Consider the following 19424-nt stretch of genomic DNA (forward strand, 5'->3'; position numbering starts at 1 on the left):
ATGCACACCTTACCGATTACCAACACGCTGGAACGCCGCAAGGCTTTCCAGAGTTTTCTCGGAGTCAGCCCGGCGCTGGTCGCCATCGGCCTGTTTCTGCTGGTGCCGATCCTGATCGTCATCGGCTATTCGCTGATGGAAGCCAACCCCTACGGAGGGGTCAATAAAGTCTTCAGCACCGATGCCTACACCTCGTTGTTGTTCGAACGGCAGATGGACGACAGCCTGGCCTTTGCCGACTCCTACCTGATCATCGCCTTGCGCTCGGTCGGCATTGCCGGGCTGACCACACTCATCACGCTGTTGATCGGCTTCCCGGTCGCGGTGTGGCTGGCGATGCAACCGGCGCATCGGCGTGGCCTGCTGATCTTCCTGATCACCGTGCCGTTCTGGGCCAACCTGCTGATCCGCACCTACGCGTGGATTCTGCTGCTGCGCAACACCGGGGTGATCAACAACAGCTTGATGGGCATGGGCGTCATCCATGAGCCGTTGCAGCTGTTGTACACCGACGGCGCAGTGCTGCTGGGGCTGGTTTATACCTATGCGCCGTTCGTGGTGCTGCCGATCTACGCCACGCTGGAAAAGATGGACATTCGCTTGCTCGAAGCGGCTCAGGATCTGTACGCCGGCCGCGTGCGCACCTTGCGCAAAGTGGTGTTGCCGATCGCCAAACCGGGAATTCTCGCCGGCGCCATCCTCACGTTCGTGCCGTGCCTGGGCGCGATGATCGCCCCGGAACTGCTCGGTGGCGGCACGCGGATGATGCTCGGCAACCTGATTTTCCGGCAGTTCAGCGATGCACGTAACTGGCCGTTCGGCGCCGCGCTGTCGCTGGTGCTGATGGCCGCCGTGATGCTGGTCTTGATCGTGTATGCCCTGCGCGCCGAGCGCCAGCGCATCGCCAAAGGAGGTGCGTGATGCTCGCGCTATTCAAACGCAAAGGGCTGGGCGTGCAGGACTTCCCCGGTTTCGGCGGCTTCAGCTTCCTGTTCTATCTGTACCTGTACGCGCCGATCGTGGTGCTGGTGGTGTTCTCGTTCAACGCCAACCAATCCGCGACGGTGTGGAGCGGCTTCAGCCTCGACTGGTATCGCGCCGCGTTCGCCAATCAAGCCTTGCGTCAGGCCGCTGGCAACAGCCTGTTGATCGCGGTCTGCGCGAGCATGATCGCCACGGCGATTGCCACCCTCGCCGCCCTCGGCACCTCACGCGGCGCCAAGTTCAAGGGCCTGCAATTGTCGATGGGCGCAATCATGTTGCCGCTGGTGCTGCCGGAAATTGTCGTCGGTGTGGCCACGCTGGCGCTGTTCTCGACCATTGGCCTGTCGCTGGGCTACGGCAACTTGATCATCGCCCATACGGTGTTCTGCATTCCGTTCGCCTACCTGCCGATTCGCGCGCGCCTCAACGACATGGACCTGTCGCTGGAACAAGCCTCGGCCGACCTGTATGCCGGCCCGTGGCGGACCTTCCGCAAGGTGACCTTGCCGCTGCTGATGCCGGGAATTTTTTCCGGGCTGATGCTGGCCTTCATCGTCTCGCTGGATAACTTCGTGATCTCGATGATGGTCGCCCAGGCCGGTACGACAACGCTGCCGATCTTCATCTTCGGCCTGTTGCGCATGGGCGTGACACCCGACGTCAACGCCGTGTCGACCCTGATCCTCGGCGTCTCGGTGCTGTTTGTGAGTCTCTCTTACCTGCTGGGCAAAAAGAACGCCTGAACCTTCCAAGAACTGTGGGGAAATAGCATGAGCAAGTGGATAAAAAGCGTCGGCACTGCGTTGTTCCTGACTGTGCCGCTGGCGATGACCGGCAGCGTTCAGGCCGCGGAAAAACTCAATGTGGTGAGCTGGAGCGGGTACTTCTCGCCGGAGATTCTCGCCAAGTTCCAGAAGCAGACCGGCATCGAAGTCACCGTCGATTCCTACGACTCCAACGAGACCCTGCTGGCCAAACTGAAACAGGGTGGCGCCGGGTATGACGTGGCGATTCCTTCGCACCAGTTCATCCCGATCCTGATCAAGGAAAACCTGTTGGAGCGCTTCGACCCGGTCATGGAGCCGTACTACGCCAGCGTTGTGGATAACCTGAAAAAACCGAGTTGGGACCCGGAGGGCGCGTACTCGGTGCCATTCATCTGGGGCACCACCAGCGTGGTCCTCGACACCGCGCGCTACAAAGGCCCGACTGACAGCTACAAGGTTTTATACGAGCCGCCAGCCGAGTTGCAGGGGCGGATCAACATGTTCGACTCGACCAGTGAGATGGTCGACATGGCCAGCCTCTATCTGAATGTTCCGCTGTGCAGTGAAGACCCGAAACAGATGCAACAAGTGCTGACGCTGCTCAAGGCGCAGAAGCCGTTCGTAAAGACTTACAGCTCCAAGGCCGGCTCGATCCGCGAAAACCTCGCCTCGGGTGAAATCGACATGTCGATGTTCTGGGGCGGCTCATCGATGCGCGCCCGCGAGATGAAACCGAGCCTGAAATACCTGTACCCGAAAGAAGGCGTACTGGCCTGGGTCGACAACATGGTCATCCCCACCGGCAGCAAGAACCCGGCGAATGCCAAGGCGTTCATCGCCTTCCTCAGCCAGCCGGAGAACGCGGCGATGACCCAGAACTTCCTCAAGCACCAGAGCCCGATCAAAGGCGTCGAACCGTTCCTCGATGCGGCGCTCAAGGACGCGCCGGAATTGCACATTCCCGAGGGTACTCACGTGGTGTTCAGCAAGACCTGCGGCGAAGGCGCCATCCGCCTCGCTGACCGTCTCTGGACCAACCTGATGCGTTGATTCCTGCCGCCCCGGCATGACGCCGGGGCGTTTCTTCAGCCGTCTGAAAGGCGCCGTTGTCATGAACTCCAATAACATCAGCGAACTGGTCCTTTTACAGGCCCACGCACTCGCCGACCGCATCCGCCTGCGCCAGGTGTCCTGCCGCGAAGTGATGCAGACTTATCTTGCCCATATCGAACGCTTCAACCCGCAGGTCAACGCGTTGATCAGCCTGCAGGCACCGGATGTTCTGCTGGCCCAGGCCGATGCGCGCGATGCCGAACTGGCGCGTGGCGAATACCGTGGCTGGATGCACGGCCTGCCCCACGCGATCAAGGATCTGTCGCTGACCCAAGGCATCCGCACCACGCTCGGCTCACCGTTGTTCAAGGACTTTATTCCCGAGCGCGACGGCATTATGGTCGAGCGGATCAAGGCTGCCGGCGCGATCATCATCGGCAAGACCAACACCCCGGAATTCGGCCTCGGTTCGCAGAGCTATAACACACTGTTCGGTGCTACCGGCTGCGCTTATGACCCGAGCAAAACCGCCGGTGGCAGCAGCGGCGGCGCAGCAGCGGCGCTGGCGATGCATCTGGTGCCAGTGGCCGATGGCAGCGACATGATGGGTTCGCTGCGCAACCCGGCGGCGTTCAACAATATCTTTGGTTTCCGCCCGTCTCAGGGCCGCGTGCCGTTTGATGACAGTGCCGATCTGTTTTTCGATCAACTTGGCTATGAAGGACCGATGGCCCGCAGCGTGCGCGACGCGGCGTTGCTGCTGTCGGCGCAGGCTGGGGGCGATGCCCGGGCACCGTTGTCCATCGCTGAATCCGGAGAGGTCTTTGCCGCGCCGCTGGAGCGTGATTTCAAGGGCACGCGATTGGGTTGGCTGGGAGACTTCAATGGTTATCTGCCGATGGAAAACGGCGTTCTGTCGCTGTGCGAGAAGACCTTTGCCGACTTTGAAAGCCTTGGCTGCCACGTTGAATCCGTTCAGCCGGGGTTCGCGCCTGAGCGGTTGTGGAGCAGTTGGCGGACGTTGCGGCACTGGATGGTCGCGGGGTCGCTGGGCTCAACTTATGCTGATCCACAGAAGCGCGAGCTGCTGAAACCGGAAGCCTGCTGGGAAGTGGAAAACGGCCTGAAGCTTTCGGCGAGCGAAGTGTTCGCCGCGTCGGTGGTGCGCAGCGATTGGTATCGGGCGATTTCCCGGTTGTTCGAACGCTACGATTACCTGCTGCTGCCCAGTGCACAGGTCTTCCCGTTCGATAAAACCCAGCCTTGGCCGACGTCTATCGAGGGCGTGAGCATGGACACGTATCACCGCTGGATGGAGGTAGTCATCCCCGGCACGCTGTCGGGTTGCCCGGTGGCGAGCGTTCAGGCCGGATTCAATGCGCAGGGGTTGCCGATGGGGCTGCAGATCATCGGCCGGCACCAGGCCGACTTCGCGGTTCTGCAACTGGCGCACGCCTATGAACAGGCCAGCCGCTGGTTCGAACGCTGCCCTTCGCCCCTGCTGAGCCAGTAATTTTGATAAACGGTTGAAAGCGTAGAAAAAATTTTTAAATTTACGCTTGACGCTTTTCCATTTCAGGGGAATAATGCGCGCCACTTGGCTACATAGCTCAGTTGGTTAGAGCATAGCATTCATAATGCTGGGGTCCGGGGTTCAAGTCCCTGTGTAGCCACCAAGTACTAAAAACGGCTTACCGAAAGGTAGGCCGTTTTTTTATGCCTCGAAAAAACCACCCTCCCGTGGCGAGGGGATTCATCCCCGATGGCTGCAAAGCCGCCCCTCTCCATCCAGCTGCCCCATAATTCCTGATTGGCCCTGACCAAGGTTAATGGCACGTCAACAAACCGGGAAAGCACTGCAGGAAAAAGGTGCGCGCGGTGTACGAATTGGATTTTTCGTAAAACCTCGCGCCTGAACCCCACCCCATCGGTTTGCCCGAATTCCCCGTTGACCGACAAGCTCCCCTGGCTCGTTTCAAAGCCATACAGGGAGTTGGCATGGCTCGATTCAAATTTCTCTTCGATGAAGATTGGCTTCGGAAACGTCCGAGAAGGACCGGCTCATGGGCCGCTTGGAATCCGCCTCCCCCGCCGGAGCCGGTGTACATCGAAAAGGATGAATGGCCAACGCCCAAGCCCCGCGAAGACCAGGTGTTCGCCAAGTCCTGCACGCCGGATAACTGGTGTCGAACGGACGCCGGCACTGCGCCAGAGCCCGCCGCCAATTTCGGCAAGATCATGGTCGCGGGTGCCATGCTCTTTCCCTCAGCCAGCACCGCGGTAGCGACCGCGCTCGGCGCCGACCTGGCTTTGGGGCGCATGGCCGGCGGCGGGATTCTGCAACAACGCCTCAACTGGGCCATCCGTGGCGCAGGCGGCGCGGCCAGCGTATTCATCCTCGGGATGCTGCCGACCCGCATGGGCGACGGCACATTGCACACCGACGAACAACTACGCCGCATGAGCCGCGCCAGCACTCGCGTGCGCTTCCAGTTTCGGCGCGATGCCCAAGGCGTCATGCAGGTTTACGGCATCCACGCCGGCGCTTCGGGCGATGACTCGGTCCGTACCGTCAACGTCGAGTGGAACAGCGACAAGACGGCGATGGAGGCCAGGCTCAACGGCATCACGATTTTATGGACGCCGCAACGCGGGCCACACGGTTCAATGCCGCCGCTGGTTTATCCGGAACACCGCGAGCAACTGAACACGATCCTTGTCCACCCGATTCCTGAGAACACTGATACCCAGATAGAAGGCCCGCCCGGCGAAGACATTACCGCCGAAGATTGTATTCTGGTGTTCCCGGCGGACACTGGGCTGAAGTCGCTTTATGTGGTGTTTTCGAGGCCGGCCAGGCTGATGCCGGGGACGGTGACGGGGGTGGGGGAGGATGTTTCGGGGATATGGCTCATCGGAGCAAGCTCTGGGGTAGGAGTTCCAATTCCGACGGACGTGGCAGACTCGCTGCGTGGACACGACTTCAAAAGCTTCGACTCGTTCAGAGCAGCCCTTTGGAAAGCCGTTTCGGAGTCAGCCGTGGTGGATCAGTTCATCAAACAGAACGCTGGCCGTATGCGTAAAGGCAAAGCACCACGTGTGCGCAAAGCCGATAGCGTCGGTGGTAGAAGATCTTACGAACTTCATCACCTCGAAAAAATATCAGAGGGCGGCGGCGTTTACGACGTAGATAATCTGCGAGTGAATACGCCGCGAAACCACATCGATATCCACCGGAACGAATAGGTTAGCCATGACAGACAACTTACTGAAAAACAGCATTTCGGAGTACAGCGAGGCCGAGTTCATCACGCTGCTGGAAGAACTCGCTAAAGAAGATGAAGAAGCCGAAAGCGATGATCGCGCTGACTTGCTGCTGTTGCACTTCGAGAAAATCAGCGAACACCCAGCTGGATCGGATCTGATCTATTACCCGGAGCCTGATGCAGATAGCTCCCCCCAGGGCGTAACGAAAATTGTAAAAGAATGGCGAGCAGCGCAGGGTTTGCCGGGCTTCAAGCGTTAGGTTCCTACCCATAGAAAAACCAACAAGTTTATGAAAAAAAATCTCTCAGAGTACACAGAGGCAGAGTTTCTGCGCTTCATGCAAGAAATTCGAACTGCCAACAAAAGTACTTCTGACGATGTACTGGACCCGCTGCTAGATCACTTTTGCAGCATCACAGAGCATCCAGATGGAACTGATTTGATCTACTACCCAGATGAAGGAGTGGATAACTCCAACGAAGGGATCACCGAAACTGTAAAAAAATGGCGTGCCGCGAATGGACTGCCGGGCTTCAAGCAATAAGCGTTTTTTATCCCTCGAGACACACCGAACCCGTGACGAGGGGATTTATCCCCGATAGGGTGCGCAGCGCCCTTTTCCCCATAAAAACCGAACGGGCCTGCTGCGCAGTCCATCGGGGATGAATCCCCTCACCACAATGCGAAGCCTGACCTATTCAGGCTGCTCTGCCGACAGGAACGCCAGCCCCTTCGCCCAGATCTGCCGCGTACGCAACCCGACCATCGCCCGCCAGTCCGGATCGGCCGGATAGAACTGCTCCAGCAGATTCAACTTGATCGCCCGCCCCGTCGCATCCAGCGGATCGCCATGCAGATGCAACCAGTGATCATCGCGCAAATAACGATGCACCTCCGGCCCCAGATACGTCCCGCACTCAATCACGAACGGCATCAGTTGCACACCCGGCAATGCGTTGAGCAACGCCTGCGAGGTGTAGCCGGTCGCCGTCGCCGCGACACCGGTTTCGCTCAACGTTTGCGCGCCGGTGTGCAAGGTGTACAGCCACGGGCCGTAGATCGACTGTGCTTGCGCCAACGCCGGGTAAGGCGCCTGGGTGATGGTCAGCAACATCGGATGACCGTATTCGCCGGCGCCGGTGTGCAGGTCGAAACACATCACGGTTTGCGCGCCTGCCAGATGCGCGTCGATGATCTGATGCAACGTGCGATTCGACCAACTCGGCGCGCGGCCGCCATAGAACAGTCCGTCGGGATGACTGTGCTGACCGCCCTCGACAATCGACATCACCGCCGGCCAGCCGTGTTCGGTAATTTGCCCGTCGAGCAAGGCGTCGGCGCGCTTACGCTCGGGGCCGTGCAAATCGGTGCAGGCGTAGATCTCGTGCAGCGTGGCGTAGGCGCGGTTATCCGGCAACGGGGCGGTGAAATCCAGATGATTGCGGTTGAGGTCGATGTTGTCTTCGTTGACCCGGCGCAGCCACGCGGTGCCCCATGGGTTGATCAGGTGGATCATCACAACCGCGACATCCTTGGGCAGCGAGCCCGGCACGAAGGCCTTCAGCCAGTCGATTTGGCAATCCGAGCCGTAATAGCCCTCGACTCCGTGAGTGCCGCTGAGCGCCACCAGCCGGCGCTTTGCCTGCGGATTACCGAGCACAGCGACGTCGGTGCTCAAGGGTTCGCCGAAGGGGCCGCAACGTGGGTGTGCGTAGGAGGTGAGCATGGCTCCCACGGCGTTGGCAGCGGTCAGAAACTGTTCGCGCTGATCACGGTAACTGGATTCGGTGGGAAACTCGCTGTGCATGTCGGCCTCTTGTTGGTGTTGTATTTGTGGGAGCGAGCCTGCTCGCGAAGCGGTCTTTCATTCAATATTCAGGCTGGCTGATACACCGTATTCGCGAGCAGGCTCGCTCCCACAGGGGCGTATTTCAGTTCGATGAGTTTGACGTTGACCCTAGCGAACATCCGCCCCGAAAAGAAAGACAAAAATGCCCGGCGGTTTGCGTCGCGACCGGCCGGTCGATAAAGTCCGTCAGACCTTTCATCCCACGGACGGAGAGCCCCACGTGTTTCCAGCCCTGCCCCTGAGCCGCTTTCGCCTGCCTGCCCTGACGCTGATCATCAGCGCCCTGACCCTCACCGCGTGCAACGCCCCACCCTCCTCGACTTTGCCGCTGGCACCGGAAGCCGCTTCCGGTTACCGCACCGATCTACAGACTCGCCACGCCAGTCAACACATGGCCGCAGCCGCCAACCCGCTGGCCGCCGAGGCCGGTCGCGAGATGCTGCGCAAGGGTGGTTCGGCCATCGACGCGGCGATTGCCATGCAAGCAGTGCTGACCTTGGTCGAGCCGCAATCCTCCGGGATCGGTGGCGGCGCGATGATCGTGTTGTGGGACGGCAAACAGGTGCGTACCTACGACGGTCGCGAAACCGCGCCGGCCGGCGCCACCGAGAAGCTGTTCCTGCAGGCCGACGGCAAACCGATGCCGTTCCCGCAGGCACAGATCGGCGGGCGCTCGGTGGGCACGCCGGGCGTATTGCGTGCACTGGAGATGGCGCACAAGCAACACGGTCGGCTGCCGTGGGCCACGCTGTTCGAACCGGCGATCAAACTCGCCGAGCAGGGCTTCGCGATTTCGCCGCGCCTGCATTCACTCTTGGAGTCCGACCCGGTGATCGGTAAATCGCCGGATATGGCGGCCTACTTCCTCAACCGCGACGGCAGCGTCAAAGCCGTCGGCACGCGCCTGCAGAATCCGGCGCTGGCCGCCGTACTCAAGCGCATCGCCCACGAAGGTCCGGACGCGCTGTACAAAGGACCGATCGCCGAAGAGATCGTCGCCAAGGTGCAGGGCCACGCCAACCCCGGCAGCTTGTCGCTGAATGATTTGCAAGGCTACAAGGCCAAAGAGCGCGCTCCGCTGTGCACCGACTACAAACGCTGGCAGGTCTGCGGGATGCCGCCTCCGTCGTCGGGCGGGATCGCCGTGGCGCAGATTCTCGGCACCCTGCAAGCGCTGGAAAGCCGCGATCCACGCCTGTCGCTGACGCCGCTCAAACCCGTGAAAACCAACAAACCGGCCGGTATCGAACCCGATCCACAAGCCGTGCACCTGATCGCCGAAGCCGAACGCCTGGCCTACGCCGATCGCGCGCAATACGTCGCCGACACCGACTTCGTCCCGGTGCCGGTCAAAGGCCTGGTGGATCCGGGCTATCTGGCCAGCCGCGCCAGCCTGATCGGCGAACGCAGCATGGGCAGCGCCAAACCCGGCACACCGCCGGGCGTACAGGTGGCCTACGCGCCGGATCGCTCACCGCTGCGTATCTCCACCTCGCAAGTGGTGGCGGTGGATGACCTCGGTGGCGCGGTATCGATGACCACCACCATCGAAGCGGCATTCGGCTCGCACCTGATGGTGCAGGGCTTTTTGCTGAACAACCAGATGACCGACTTCTCGTTCATCCCCGAAGAGAACGGGCAGAAAGTCGCCAACCGCGTCGAACCCGGCAAACGCCCACGCTCGTCGATGGCGCCAACATTGATCTTTGATCGCAACAGCGGCGAGTTCCTGGCCAGCGTCGGCTCGCCGGGCGGCTCGCAGATCATCGAATACGTGGCCAAGACCACTATCGGCCTGCTCGACTGGAACCTCGACCCGCAAAGCGCCATCAGCCTGCCCAACTTCGGCAGCCGCAACGGCCCGACCGAACTGGAACAAGGCCAGTTCAGCCCTGCGTTGATTCAGGCGTTAAAAGACAAGGGCCACACAGTCAATGAAATCGACATGACCAGCGGCACCCAGGCCATCGTGCGGGTCAAGGATGCGCAGGGTAAAGCGTCGTTGGCGGGTGGCGCGGATCCACGGCGTGAGGGGGAAGCGTTGGGGGATTGAGGTTACGCAGGAAAAACAAAAGGCTTACCGCGAGGTAAGCCTTTTTTGTTGCCGATAAGTTCTATTCATCTACTCACCGTCGCCTTTTCCTACCCCGAAAATTAGCTGCCACGGCTAGAGTAAGTGACCGTTCAGCAAACGATACTTTCGGGATCTGCTGGCATTTATGACCACACAAATGTTCGAACCGTATGCCCATGAAACGCCAACAGTCTTGCATCAGTCCCATAGCGGGACTAGGATCGCGTCATGAGAATTATTGCTGTCAGTCAGCTGAAAAACTTTTGGGAACGGTATCCCGAGTCAGAGCAATCGCTGTTGGCGTGGATTGATGAAGCAAGAAAAGCAAGCTGGTCAACTCCGTCGGACATCAAGGCGCATTTCGCTTCTGCGAGCATTCTGAAAAGCCGCAGAGTGGTGTTCAACATCAAGGGCAATGACTTTCGCCTGATCGTAGCCGTGGCCTATCGCTTCGGTGCCCTATACATAAAATTTGTCGGCACCCACAAGCAGTACGATGCAATCGACGCTGATACCGTCGAAATGGAGTAACCCATGAACATACGTCCGATTCATAGCGAAGAAGACTACCGTGCGGCGCTCAAAAACGTGTCTGCACTCTTTGACAACGAGCCAGAACCCGGAACTCCTGAGGGTGATTATTTCGACATCATGATCACTCTCATCGAAGCCTATGAAGCAAAACAATTCCCGCTTGATTTGCCGAACCCGATCGATGCCATCAAATTCCGAATGGAACAGTCAGGTCTCTCAGCGGCAGACCTCGCACCGGCAATCGGTCGTAAAAACCGCGTTTATGAGGTGTTGAACGGCAAACGAGCACTGACTTTGCCGATGATCTGGAAACTTCACGAATTGTTTGGAATTCCTGCAGAAAGCCTGATCAAGCCAATGAAGCAAATCTGATACAGGTTGTAATACCCAGCCCGTTTTTGCGGCTCAGCGATTAGCCACCAGATGCGCCCCAAACAGCAGATAACAACCACCGGCCAAGCGATCCAGCCATTGCAGTGAACGCTCGTAAACACTCGCGATCCGGCGGCTGGCGAAGAACAGCGCGACGCTGCAATACCAACTGAACGACAGCGTGGCCATGGTCAGCACGGCCAGCGTCAGCAGTAGCGGCGGGACGTGGGCCGGCATTGCGGTGGCGAAGATGGTGGCGACGAACAGTGCCGACTTGGGGTTGGTCATGTTGCCCAGAAAGCCCCGCCCGTAGGCGCCCAGCAGGGTCTGTTGCGACTCATCCAGCGTACCGGCGGCAATCGGTGCTTTGCGTTTGAACTGCTTGAGGCCGAGCCAGATCAGATAGCAGCCACCGGCGATCTTGAAGCTCAAGTACAGGGTTGGCGCCGCGCTGAACAAGGTCTGAATACCCAAGCCGCCGGCAAGGCCCCACAGCACGGTTCCGCTGGCGACGCCGAGCGCCGCTACCACACCATGACGGCGCGAGCGGCTGACCGCCAATTGGGCGATGTTGAAAAAGTTCGGGCCGGGGGTGACCACCGCGACCGTCCACAACAGCACCAGCGACAGCAACGGGGCGAGATAGCTGGAAAGCGAAAGGTCCATGGGGCGAGCGCCTGATTGGTTCGACAATGCCCCACACCTTGCTACATCCGGCGCGCGTTTTCCATCAGATGCCGGTTACAGCGGCAGGGTTTTACCGTCCACCGCATCGCCAATCGTCAGGAAATGCCCGCCGGCCACGTGGTGCAGCGTGCGCAAGCCATCATGCCCGTCGAAATGCCAGCGGCCATCGCTGAACACCCGTTCATCCGCCTGAGCGGCGATGACTTCGGCGAGGAACAGGTCATATTGCTCATGGTTGCGCGGTTCGGGCAGCAAGCGGCACTCGAGCCAGGCCACGCAGCCTTCAAGCAACGGCGCCTCGACAGTTTCACCGGTGAAGGTTTGCAAGCCGTAAGCCTGAAACTTGTCCTGCCCCTGACCCTGCTGGATCTCCAGCCCCGAGGTATTGCCGACGGTTTGCACGATGTCAGCCTGATTGACGCACGGCACGTTGAGCACAAAAGTGCCGGAGGCTTCGAGCAACTGCCGGGTCCAGGTGGATTTGTCGAGGACGACGGCCACCTTCGGCGGTTCGAAATCCAGTGGCATTGCCCAGGCGGCGGCCATGATGTTGCGCTGGCCGTCATAAGCGGCGCTGACCAGCACGGTCGGCCCGTGATTGAGCAGACGGTAGGCTTTGTTCAGGGGCACCGGGCGGCGGTGGGAGGCGCTCATGGGGATCTGCTCCGGGAAAAAGGAACAGATTGTAGCGTCAGCTGCTGGTGAAAACCTGTAGAAGCTGCGGCACGCTGCGATCTTTTGATCTTGATGTTGATCCTTGAAATCAACATCAAAAGATCGCAGCCTCGTTGCACTCGGCAGCTCCTACAGGTATTGGCGGGGGAATCAGTTAGAGAGTTGATTGGCAAACTGCCCGACCGCATCCACCACTTTCTGCGCGCCGTCCTGAATCTCGACGATCACCGTGCCCGCCTCCGCCGCCAGCGCCAGGCCTTGTTCTGCCTGCAGCTTGCCATCGGTCATCAGGGCCACGGCGTTACGCGCCATCTCCTGGTTCTGCCGCACCACGCCAACGATCTCTTCGGTCGCCTGACTGGTGCGCGAAGCCAGTTGTCGCACTTCGTCGGCCACCACCGCAAAGCCCCGGCCCTGCTCGCCAGCGCGCGCCGCTTCGATGGCCGCGTTGAGCGCCAGCAGGTTGGTCTGTTCGGCAATGCCGCTGATGGTTTTGACGATAGTCCCAATCACCTGCGACTGCTCGTTCAGGGCCTCGATGCCCTCACCGGCCGCCTGCATGTGGCGCGACAGATCACGCATCACATTCACCGCCTCGGTGACCACCGTGGTGCCACGTTGCGCGGTGCTGTCGGTTTGCTGCGAAGTGCTGTAGGCAATGCTCGCCGCGTCGGCAACCGCTTGTTCACGGTTGACCTGATCGGTGATCACCGTGGCGAACTTCACTACTTTGTACAGTTTGTTGTTGGCATCGACCACCGGGTTGTAGGACGCCTCCAGCCAAACCGTACGACCATGGCTGTCGACGCGCTTGAAGCGGTCGGCGACAAATTCGCCATTGTTCAGGCGACGCCAGAAATTCTGGTACTCGGTGCTGTTGTACTCCTCAGGCGTGCAGAACATCCGGTGATGTTTGCCTTTGATCTGCGCCAGGCTGTAACCCATGCCATGCAGAAAGCGCTCGTTGGCATTGAGCACGTTGCCGTTGAGGTCGAATTCGATCACCGCTGTCGAGCGCACCAGAGCGCCGATCAGGTTTTCGTGTTCGCGCGAGGCTTCGATGGTGCGGGTCAGGTCGCTGGAGAAGATCGAAAAATGCTTGATCCGCCCGTCCGAAGCGCGCACCGGCTGCACGATGGAGCGCAGCCAGGCTTCTTCGCCATTACCGCGCAGCAGGCGCACTGCACCAGCGAAATGTTCGCCACGGGTCAGGGCGGCCTTGAAACGATGATGAAAGTCATCGGCCTTCACATGCGCCGGAACAATGTCTTCAATGGCGCGCCCCACCAGATCCTGGCTCTTGTAGAGCATCTCGCCGAGGAAGTTGTGGTTGACCGACTGAATCCGGCCATCGGGTTCCAGGGTCAGCACCAGCATCTCGCTTTCCAGGCTTTCCTTCACCTGCAGCAGGCTGGAGAGTTCTTCACGAAGAGTGGCCAGCTCTTGCTTGAGGCGTTTGTTGAACATGGGCAGATACCGATGGAAAGAAAGCGGGATGCAGACTAGCCATCGGCCTTGAATTTCTTTTCTGAAGAGCGCTTGAGACCCGTCGGTCAAAAATAGTTCACGGGCGTGCGATCAGACAGTTCCGGCCACCTGGCATTGCCCTGTACGCGGCATCCGCGAGCCGAAATACAGCGCACTCAACAGCCCCACCACGCCCATCACCGCACAGAACATCACGCAGATCCACGGGCTCCACGGCATCAGACCGATCAGCAACAGCGGTGTCATGCTCGCCCACGCGGCGTAGGCAATGTTGTAGGTGAAGGAGATGCCTGACACGCGAATTCGCGCCGGGAACAACCCGACCATCACCGACGGCACCGCCCCCACCACACCGCAGGCCAGGCCGGCGATGGCATATGCCAGCCCGATCCAGTAACCGCCCATGATCAAGCAGCTGTAAAGCACGCCGATTCCCAAGGGCAGCAGCAGGCTATAGAGCATGACGGTGCGCCAGGCCCCCAGACGGTCGACCAGCAGCCCGGCGATCACACAGCCGATGTTGAGGAAGACAATGCCCAGCGCGCTCAGGGCGAAGGTATGGCTGGCGGTCATGCCGAAGGTTTTCTGCATCATGGTCGGCGTAATGACCACGAACACCACCACGGCCGAGGTCAGCACGCAGGTCAGCAGCATGGCCGGCAACATCGCCAGCCGATGCTCGCGCAGCACCGTACGCAGCGGCAGTTCAACCCGCGCTTCACGCTGCGCCTCCATGGCCATGAACACCGGGGTTTCGCTCAACCAGCGGCGCAGGTACACACCGATCACGCCGAACACGCCACCGAGCAAGAACGGATAACGCCAGGCGTAATCGAGGATTTCCGCCGGGCTGAACACGTGTGCAAGGAAAGTCGCGGTCAACGCACCAATCAAATAACCGAAGGTCAGCCCGGCCTGCAAAAAGCCCAGCGCGTAACCGCGATGTCCGGCAGGCGCGTGCTCGGCGACGAACACCCAGGCACTCGGCACCTCCCCTCCAACCGCTGCGCCTTGCAGGATGCGCAGCGCCAGCAACAGCAGCGGCGCGAAATAACCGATCTGGGCATAAGTCGGCATGATCCCGATCAGCAGGCACGGCAGCGCCATCATCAGGATGCTCAGGCTGAAGACCTTTTTCCGGCCCAGGCGATCGGCGAAATGCGCCATCAGGATCCCGCCCAGCGGACGCGCCAGATACCCGGTGACGAAGATCCCGAAGCTTTGCAGCAGCCGCAGCCATTCGGGCATTTCCGGCGGGAAGAACAACTGGCTGAGGGTCAGGGCGAAGAACACGAAAATGATGAAATCGTAGATCTCCAGCGCCCCGCCGAGGGCCGCAAGACCGAGGGTCTTGTAGTCGGAACGGCTGAACGGCGCCGGTCGGGCTGTGGATTGGGCAGTCATGGCAAAGCACTCTGGCAGGCAAAAAACCAAGGCGCTCATGGTCTACGCAAATCCGCCTGGGGACAACCCGTTAGACCATGGTCACGGTTTGGCAGAAACCTGCTCACAAAATGGCGGCGGTTGATTTACTGTTGAGGCTTGTCTGGCGGGACACATCTGAATCAGGTCTACCTCTGTGGCGAGGGAGCTTGCTCCCGCTGGGTCGCGAAGCGGCCCCCTCTGAACTTTAAAAGCAGGGGACTGCTACGCAGTCCAGCGGGAGCAAGCTCCCTCGCCACAGGGTTGTCGGGTTTGAATGTCCCAAGGACCACAATAACCATAAAAATCCGAGGTACTTCCTGTGGCCGTTGATATCGAAGATAGCCGCTCCGCGCGCTTTGCCTTGCGCTGTTCAAACTTTGCCGAACGCTGGTTCCCCGACTCCTGGGTGTTCGCCGCGTTGGCCGTGATCATTGTCGCGTTGGCCACGCTGGCCATGGGCGCCAAACCCACCGATGCCGCGATGGCGTTCGGTGACGGGTTCTGGAGCCTGATCCCGTTCACCATGCAAATGGCCTTCGTGGTGATTGGCGGGTATGTGGTCGCCAGTTCGCCGCCGGCGGTCAAACTGATCGACAAACTGGCGCGCATCCCGAAAAACGGCCGCTCCGCCGTGGCCTGGGTCGCGCTGATATCGATGGTCGCCTCGCTGTTGAACTGGGGTCTGTCGCTGGTGTTCGGCGGTTTGCTGGTGCGCGCCCTCGCCCGCCGCACCGATCTGAAAATGGATTACCGCGCGGCCGGTGCGGCGGCGTATCTGGGCCTCGGCGCGGTCTGGGCGCTGGGCCTGTCATCATCGGCAGCGCAATTGCAGGCCAACCCGGCCAGCCTGCCGCCGGCGATCCTGTCGATCACCGGGGTGATTCCGTTCACGCAGACCATCTTCCTCTGGCAGTCCGGTGCGATGCTGCTGGCGCTGATCGTGATTTCGATCATCGTCGCTTACGCTACCGCGCCCGGCCCGAACTCTGCGCGCGACGCCAAGGATTGCGGCATCGACCCGGCGTTCAATCTGCCACCGCTGCAACCGCGCACCCGGCCCGGCGAATGGCTGGAGCACAGTCCGCTGCTGATCATTCTGCTGGTATTGCTGGCGGCCGGCTGGCTGTTCCACGAGTTCTCGACCAAACCGGCGATCACCGCGATTTCCGGGCTCAACACCTATAACTTCCTGTTCATCATGCTCGGCGCGCTGCTGCACTGGCGCCCGCGCAGCTTCCTCGATGCGGTGGCCCGCGCGGTGCCGACCACCACTGGCGTGCTGATCCAGTTCCCGCTGTACGGCTCGATTGCTGCGCTGCTGACCACGGTCAAAGGTGCCGATGCGCAGACGCTGGCGCATCACATCTCGACCTTCTTCGTCAGCATCGCGTCCCACGACACCTACGCGCTGTTGATGGGCGTGTACTCGGCGATTCTCGGTTTCTTCATCCCGTCCGGCGGCGGCAAGTGGATCATCGAAGCGCCGTACGTGATGCAAGTGGCCAACGATCTGCAATACCACCTCGGCTGGGCCGTGCAGATCTACAACGCCGCCGAAGCGCTGCCGAACCTGATCAACCCGTTCTACATGCTGCCACTGCTGGGCGTGCTCGGCTTGAAGGCGCGGGACCTGATCGGCTTCTCGTTCGTGCAATTGCTGGTGCACACGCCGCTGGTGCTGTTCCTGCTATGGGTGCTGGGGACGACATTGGCGTATACGCCGCCGGTAATGCCATAGATTGACGAGATAGCACCTGCCTCAGGGCAGGTGCTATCAATGTTACTCGGAGGGCAAGACTCTCAATAGCTCAGGCAAGGCAACCTGAACTGTTTCCCAAACGACATCCAGATTGATGTCGAAATAACCATGAGCGATCCGGTTACGCATCCCGCGCATGCTGCGCCAGGGAGTTTGAGTGTTCTGAGCCGCGAACTCCGGAAACCGGTCCATTATTTTGGTTGCCGCCTCGCCAATAATGACCAGGCTCATGATGACCGCTTGTTGCGTCCGTTTGTCGTCGACGAACTCTTCCTTGCTCAGACCTTCGACGAAGACCAGCGCATCGCTTGCAGCTTGACGCATATGCTCAAGGTAATCGCCGAGCCGGTTCGCGATCATACGGGACGGGCCTGTTCAAGTACCTGCTGACGAAACTTCAGCGGAAGATCTCCTGGGGTCAACAGGTCGACGGTAACGCCCAGCAAATCTTCGAGCTCAACCTGAAGCCCGCCGAGATCAAACAAGGTGGTACCGGGCAATGGATCGACCAACAGATCAAGGTCACTGCCCTCCATATCGGTACCCAGCAGCGTCGAGCCAAACACGCGCGGATTGGCCACACGGAATCTGCCGACAACCTCACGAACGGCAGCTCGTTGCAGATCAAGAGCAATGGAAGGCTTCATGGTTCACTCAGGCCAGTTTCGCTATTGCAGCAGTCTAGCAGTGCGAAGGGGTCGTAGACACCGCACGATTTTGTAACCCAACCGTCACATTCCCTTGCTAGCGTCCGCCCGAAACAAACTGAAACAATTAAGCAAAACGGGCTGACAGATGAAAGACGAAACAGACAGCACTGACGCACCTGAATCCGACACCCCCACCGACACCAGTCGCCGCCGCTTCCTCGGTGGAGTTGCCGTCCTCGGTGTGGGCGCGACGCTGGCCGGCTGCGGTAACGCCAGCAATGCGCCGGGCAAACCGGCCGAGCGCCCGCTGACGTCAGCCGAGCTGGACAAGGCCCTGCGCGAGCAGGTGAAAACCGTGGTGGTGATCTACGCCGAGAACCGCAGCTTCAACAATCTGTTCGGTGATTTCCCCGGTGTCGAGAAGCCGCTGTCTGCGCTCAAACCTGCCGATTACCAGCAACGTGATCGCGACGGCAGCCTGTTGCAGACGCTGCCTCCCGTTTGGGGCGGCGTGTTGCAGATCGGCCCGCAAACCCTCGATGGCGTGACCTACCCCAGCGCCACGCAGTTTCAGGAATACCTGCCCAACGCACCGTTCGCCCTCAAAGGCCCGAACGGCGAAGACCTGCCGTTCGGTCTGGTGACCCGCGATTTGTGGCACGTGTTCTATCAGAACCAGATGCAGATCAACGGCGGCAAGAACGATGGCTTTGTTGCCTGGGCCGATTCCGGCGGGCTGACCATGGGCCATTACGCTCAGAGCCGTTATTCCCTGCGTCTGTGGGACGTGGCTCAGGAGTTCGTGCTGTGCGATAACTTCTTCCAGGGCGCGTTCGGTGGCTCGTTCCTCAACCACCAATACCTGATCAGCGCCACCGCGCCGTTCTATCCGGACGCGGCCAATTCGGTCGCCAAGTCGCAGATCGCCGCGCTGCAAAGCGCCGACCCGACCGATCCGCGCCTCAAGCCGCTGGAGGCATCGCCAGCCAGCGCCATGAGCGGCCCGCCGCAGTTCGGCCCGAGTGCGCTGACGCCGGACGGCTACGGTGTCAACACCCTTGCCCCGCCGTACTGGCCAACATGGATTCGCGACCCGGAGCGTCCGGCGTACTCCAAACCGGATCTGCCCAACGTGCTGGTGCCGCAGACCCACGAGCACATCGGCGACAAGCTGTCGAAGAAGAATGTCGATTGGGCCTGGTACGCCGGCGCGTGGCAAGCGACGCTGGATCAATACAAGGATTCCGGCGGGATTCCGAAGATCCCCAACTTTCAATATCACCACCAGCCGTTCAACTATTTCCAACAACAAGGCCCGGAAAACCCGCAGGAGCGCAGCAAACGCCTGCGCGATGCCGGGCTGGGGGATGAATCGAGCACCAACAAATTCTTCGCCGACGCCGAGGCCGGCAAGTTGCCGGCGGTCACGTTCTACAAACCACAAGGCAACTTGAATATGCACGCTGGATATGCCGACGTGGCTTCCGGCGACCGGCACATCGTCCGCGCCCTGAAGGTGCTGCGCGAAAGTCCGCAGTGGAAAAACATGGTGGTGGTCGTGACTGTCGATGAAAACGGCGGCTGGTGGGACCACGTGGCACCGCCCAAGGGCGATCGCTGGGGGCCGGGATCGCGCGTGCCGGCGCTGGTGGTGTCGCCGTTCGCCCGCAAAGGCACGGTGGATCACACGGTCTACGACACGGCGTCGATCCTGCGCCTGATCACCCGGGTGTTCCAACTGGAAACCCTCGACGGCCTCAAGCAGCGCGATGAGGCAATGATCGCCCGTGGCCAGAAACCCATGGGCGACCTGAGCAACGCCCTGCATTTTCAGGCGTGA

General features: G+C 60.3%; 19 protein-coding genes, 1 tRNA gene and 1 pseudogene. 13 read left to right on the forward strand and 8 right to left on the reverse strand.

The genetic code is table 11. From position 1 onward, the window contains the following. The 8 genes from ACYZUM_RS21285 to ACYZUM_RS21320 all read left to right on the forward strand — a co-directional run bounded on the left by ACYZUM_RS21285 (window position 1) and on the right by ACYZUM_RS21320 (window position 6615). Entirely contained in the window at window positions 1-921 is a 921-nt protein-coding gene (locus tag ACYZUM_RS21285; RefSeq protein WP_108183782.1) for an ABC transporter permease, read from the forward strand. Next, a complete protein-coding gene (locus ACYZUM_RS21290; RefSeq protein ID WP_108183783.1) occupies window positions 921-1727 on the forward strand; it encodes an ABC transporter permease in 807 nt (268 codons plus the stop codon). Before ACYZUM_RS21285 ends, ACYZUM_RS21290 begins: the two co-directional genes overlap by 1 nt. A 27-nt stretch (window positions 1728-1754) precedes the next feature. After that, a complete protein-coding gene (locus ACYZUM_RS21295) occupies window positions 1755-2801 on the forward strand; it encodes an ABC transporter substrate-binding protein (protein WP_142579989.1) in 1047 nt (348 codons plus the stop codon). Window positions 2802-2862: 61 nt separating this feature from the next. Continuing rightward, window positions 2863-4317 (forward strand): amidase, encoded by a 1455-nt coding sequence (locus tag ACYZUM_RS21300; RefSeq protein ID WP_108184431.1) that lies wholly within the window; start codon window positions 2863-2865, stop codon window positions 4315-4317. An 86-nt stretch (window positions 4318-4403) separates the two neighbouring features. After that, window positions 4404-4480, forward strand: a tRNA-Met gene (locus ACYZUM_RS21305). A gap of 322 nt (window positions 4481-4802) precedes the next feature. Continuing rightward, complete coding sequence (locus tag ACYZUM_RS21310; RefSeq protein WP_108183786.1) at window positions 4803-6050, forward strand: S-type pyocin domain-containing protein; 1248 nt, start codon at window positions 4803-4805, stop codon at window positions 6048-6050. 7 nt (window positions 6051-6057) lie between these two features. Next, window positions 6058-6330 (forward strand): bacteriocin immunity protein, encoded by a 273-nt coding sequence (locus tag ACYZUM_RS21315; RefSeq protein ID WP_108183787.1) that lies wholly within the window; start codon window positions 6058-6060, stop codon window positions 6328-6330. A gap of 30 nt (window positions 6331-6360) precedes the next feature. Then, the gene (locus ACYZUM_RS21320; protein WP_108183788.1) at window positions 6361-6615 is read left to right on the forward strand and encodes a bacteriocin immunity protein; all 255 of its coding nucleotides are present in this window, start codon (window positions 6361-6363) and stop codon (window positions 6613-6615) included. A gap of 150 nt (window positions 6616-6765) precedes the next feature. On the opposite strand, the gene ACYZUM_RS21325 is transcribed toward ACYZUM_RS21320, so the two are convergent. After that, window positions 6766-7878: a DUF2817 domain-containing protein gene (locus ACYZUM_RS21325; RefSeq protein ID WP_108183789.1), complete on the reverse strand. Its 1113-nt coding sequence runs from the start codon at window positions 7876-7878 to the stop codon at window positions 6766-6768. A gap of 262 nt (window positions 7879-8140) precedes the next feature. Here ACYZUM_RS21325 and ggt point away from each other — a divergent pair, with 262 nt between their 5' ends. The 3 genes from ggt to ACYZUM_RS21340 all read left to right on the forward strand — a co-directional run bounded on the left by ggt (window position 8141) and on the right by ACYZUM_RS21340 (window position 10900). Then, window positions 8141-9973: a gamma-glutamyltransferase gene (gene ggt, locus ACYZUM_RS21330; RefSeq protein ID WP_108184432.1), complete on the forward strand. Its 1833-nt coding sequence runs from the start codon at window positions 8141-8143 to the stop codon at window positions 9971-9973. 249 nt (window positions 9974-10222) lie between these two features. After that, a complete protein-coding gene (locus tag ACYZUM_RS21335; protein WP_095136800.1) occupies window positions 10223-10525 on the forward strand; it encodes a type II toxin-antitoxin system HigB family toxin in 303 nt (100 codons plus the stop codon). A 3-nt stretch (window positions 10526-10528) separates the two neighbouring features. After that, window positions 10529-10900 (forward strand): helix-turn-helix domain-containing protein, encoded by a 372-nt coding sequence (locus tag ACYZUM_RS21340; protein ID WP_108183790.1) that lies wholly within the window; start codon window positions 10529-10531, stop codon window positions 10898-10900. 33 nt (window positions 10901-10933) lie between these two features. Here ACYZUM_RS21340 and ACYZUM_RS21345 read toward each other — a convergent pair whose 3' ends face one another. The 5 genes and pseudogenes from ACYZUM_RS21345 to ACYZUM_RS21365 form a co-directional block, all read right to left on the reverse strand. Next, window positions 10934-11566, reverse strand: coding sequence for a LysE family translocator (locus ACYZUM_RS21345; protein WP_473061183.1), 633 nt, complete (start codon window positions 11564-11566; stop codon window positions 10934-10936). Window positions 11567-11641: 75 nt separating this feature from the next. Further along, on the reverse strand, window positions 11642-12241 hold the full coding sequence (locus tag ACYZUM_RS21350) for a flavin reductase family protein (protein ID WP_108183792.1): 600 nt from the start codon (window positions 12239-12241) through the stop codon (window positions 11642-11644). 171 nt (window positions 12242-12412) lie between these two features. Beyond that, the gene (locus ACYZUM_RS21355; RefSeq protein ID WP_373557817.1) at window positions 12413-13021 is read right to left on the reverse strand and encodes a methyl-accepting chemotaxis protein; all 609 of its coding nucleotides are present in this window, start codon (window positions 13019-13021) and stop codon (window positions 12413-12415) included. Then, a pseudogene (locus tag ACYZUM_RS21360) lies at window positions 13001-13729 on the reverse strand (PAS domain-containing protein); the annotation flags it as partial. The gene ACYZUM_RS21355 and the pseudogene ACYZUM_RS21360, both read right to left, overlap by 21 nt. A 111-nt stretch (window positions 13730-13840) precedes the next feature. Then, window positions 13841-15154, reverse strand: a complete 1314-nt coding sequence (locus ACYZUM_RS21365) for an MFS transporter (protein ID WP_108183794.1) — start codon at window positions 15152-15154, stop codon at window positions 13841-13843. Window positions 15155-15494: 340 nt separating this feature from the next. Between ACYZUM_RS21365 and ACYZUM_RS21370 the strand changes: the two genes are divergently transcribed. Continuing rightward, on the forward strand, window positions 15495-16913 hold the full coding sequence (locus ACYZUM_RS21370) for a short-chain fatty acid transporter (RefSeq protein WP_108183795.1): 1419 nt from the start codon (window positions 15495-15497) through the stop codon (window positions 16911-16913). A gap of 42 nt (window positions 16914-16955) precedes the next feature. Here the strand turns inward: ACYZUM_RS21370 and ACYZUM_RS21375 are convergent, their stop codons facing one another. Together ACYZUM_RS21375 and ACYZUM_RS21380 are read right to left on the reverse strand one after the other, a co-directional pair. Next, window positions 16956-17294, reverse strand: a complete 339-nt coding sequence (locus ACYZUM_RS21375; protein WP_047296538.1) for a HepT-like ribonuclease domain-containing protein — start codon at window positions 17292-17294, stop codon at window positions 16956-16958. Next, the gene (locus tag ACYZUM_RS21380) at window positions 17291-17581 is read right to left on the reverse strand and encodes a nucleotidyltransferase family protein (protein WP_041074825.1); all 291 of its coding nucleotides are present in this window, start codon (window positions 17579-17581) and stop codon (window positions 17291-17293) included. Before ACYZUM_RS21380 ends, ACYZUM_RS21375 begins: the two co-directional genes overlap by 4 nt. 148 nt (window positions 17582-17729) lie before the next feature. On the opposite strand from ACYZUM_RS21380, the gene acpA reads away from it, so the two are divergent. After that, window positions 17730-19424 carry an acid phosphatase gene (acpA, locus tag ACYZUM_RS21385; RefSeq protein WP_108183796.1) on the forward strand — a complete coding sequence of 565 codons (1695 nt, stop codon included), beginning with the start codon at window positions 17730-17732 and terminating at the stop codon, window positions 19422-19424.

The sequence above is a fragment of the Pseudomonas sp. m6p genome (assembly GCF_055760375.1).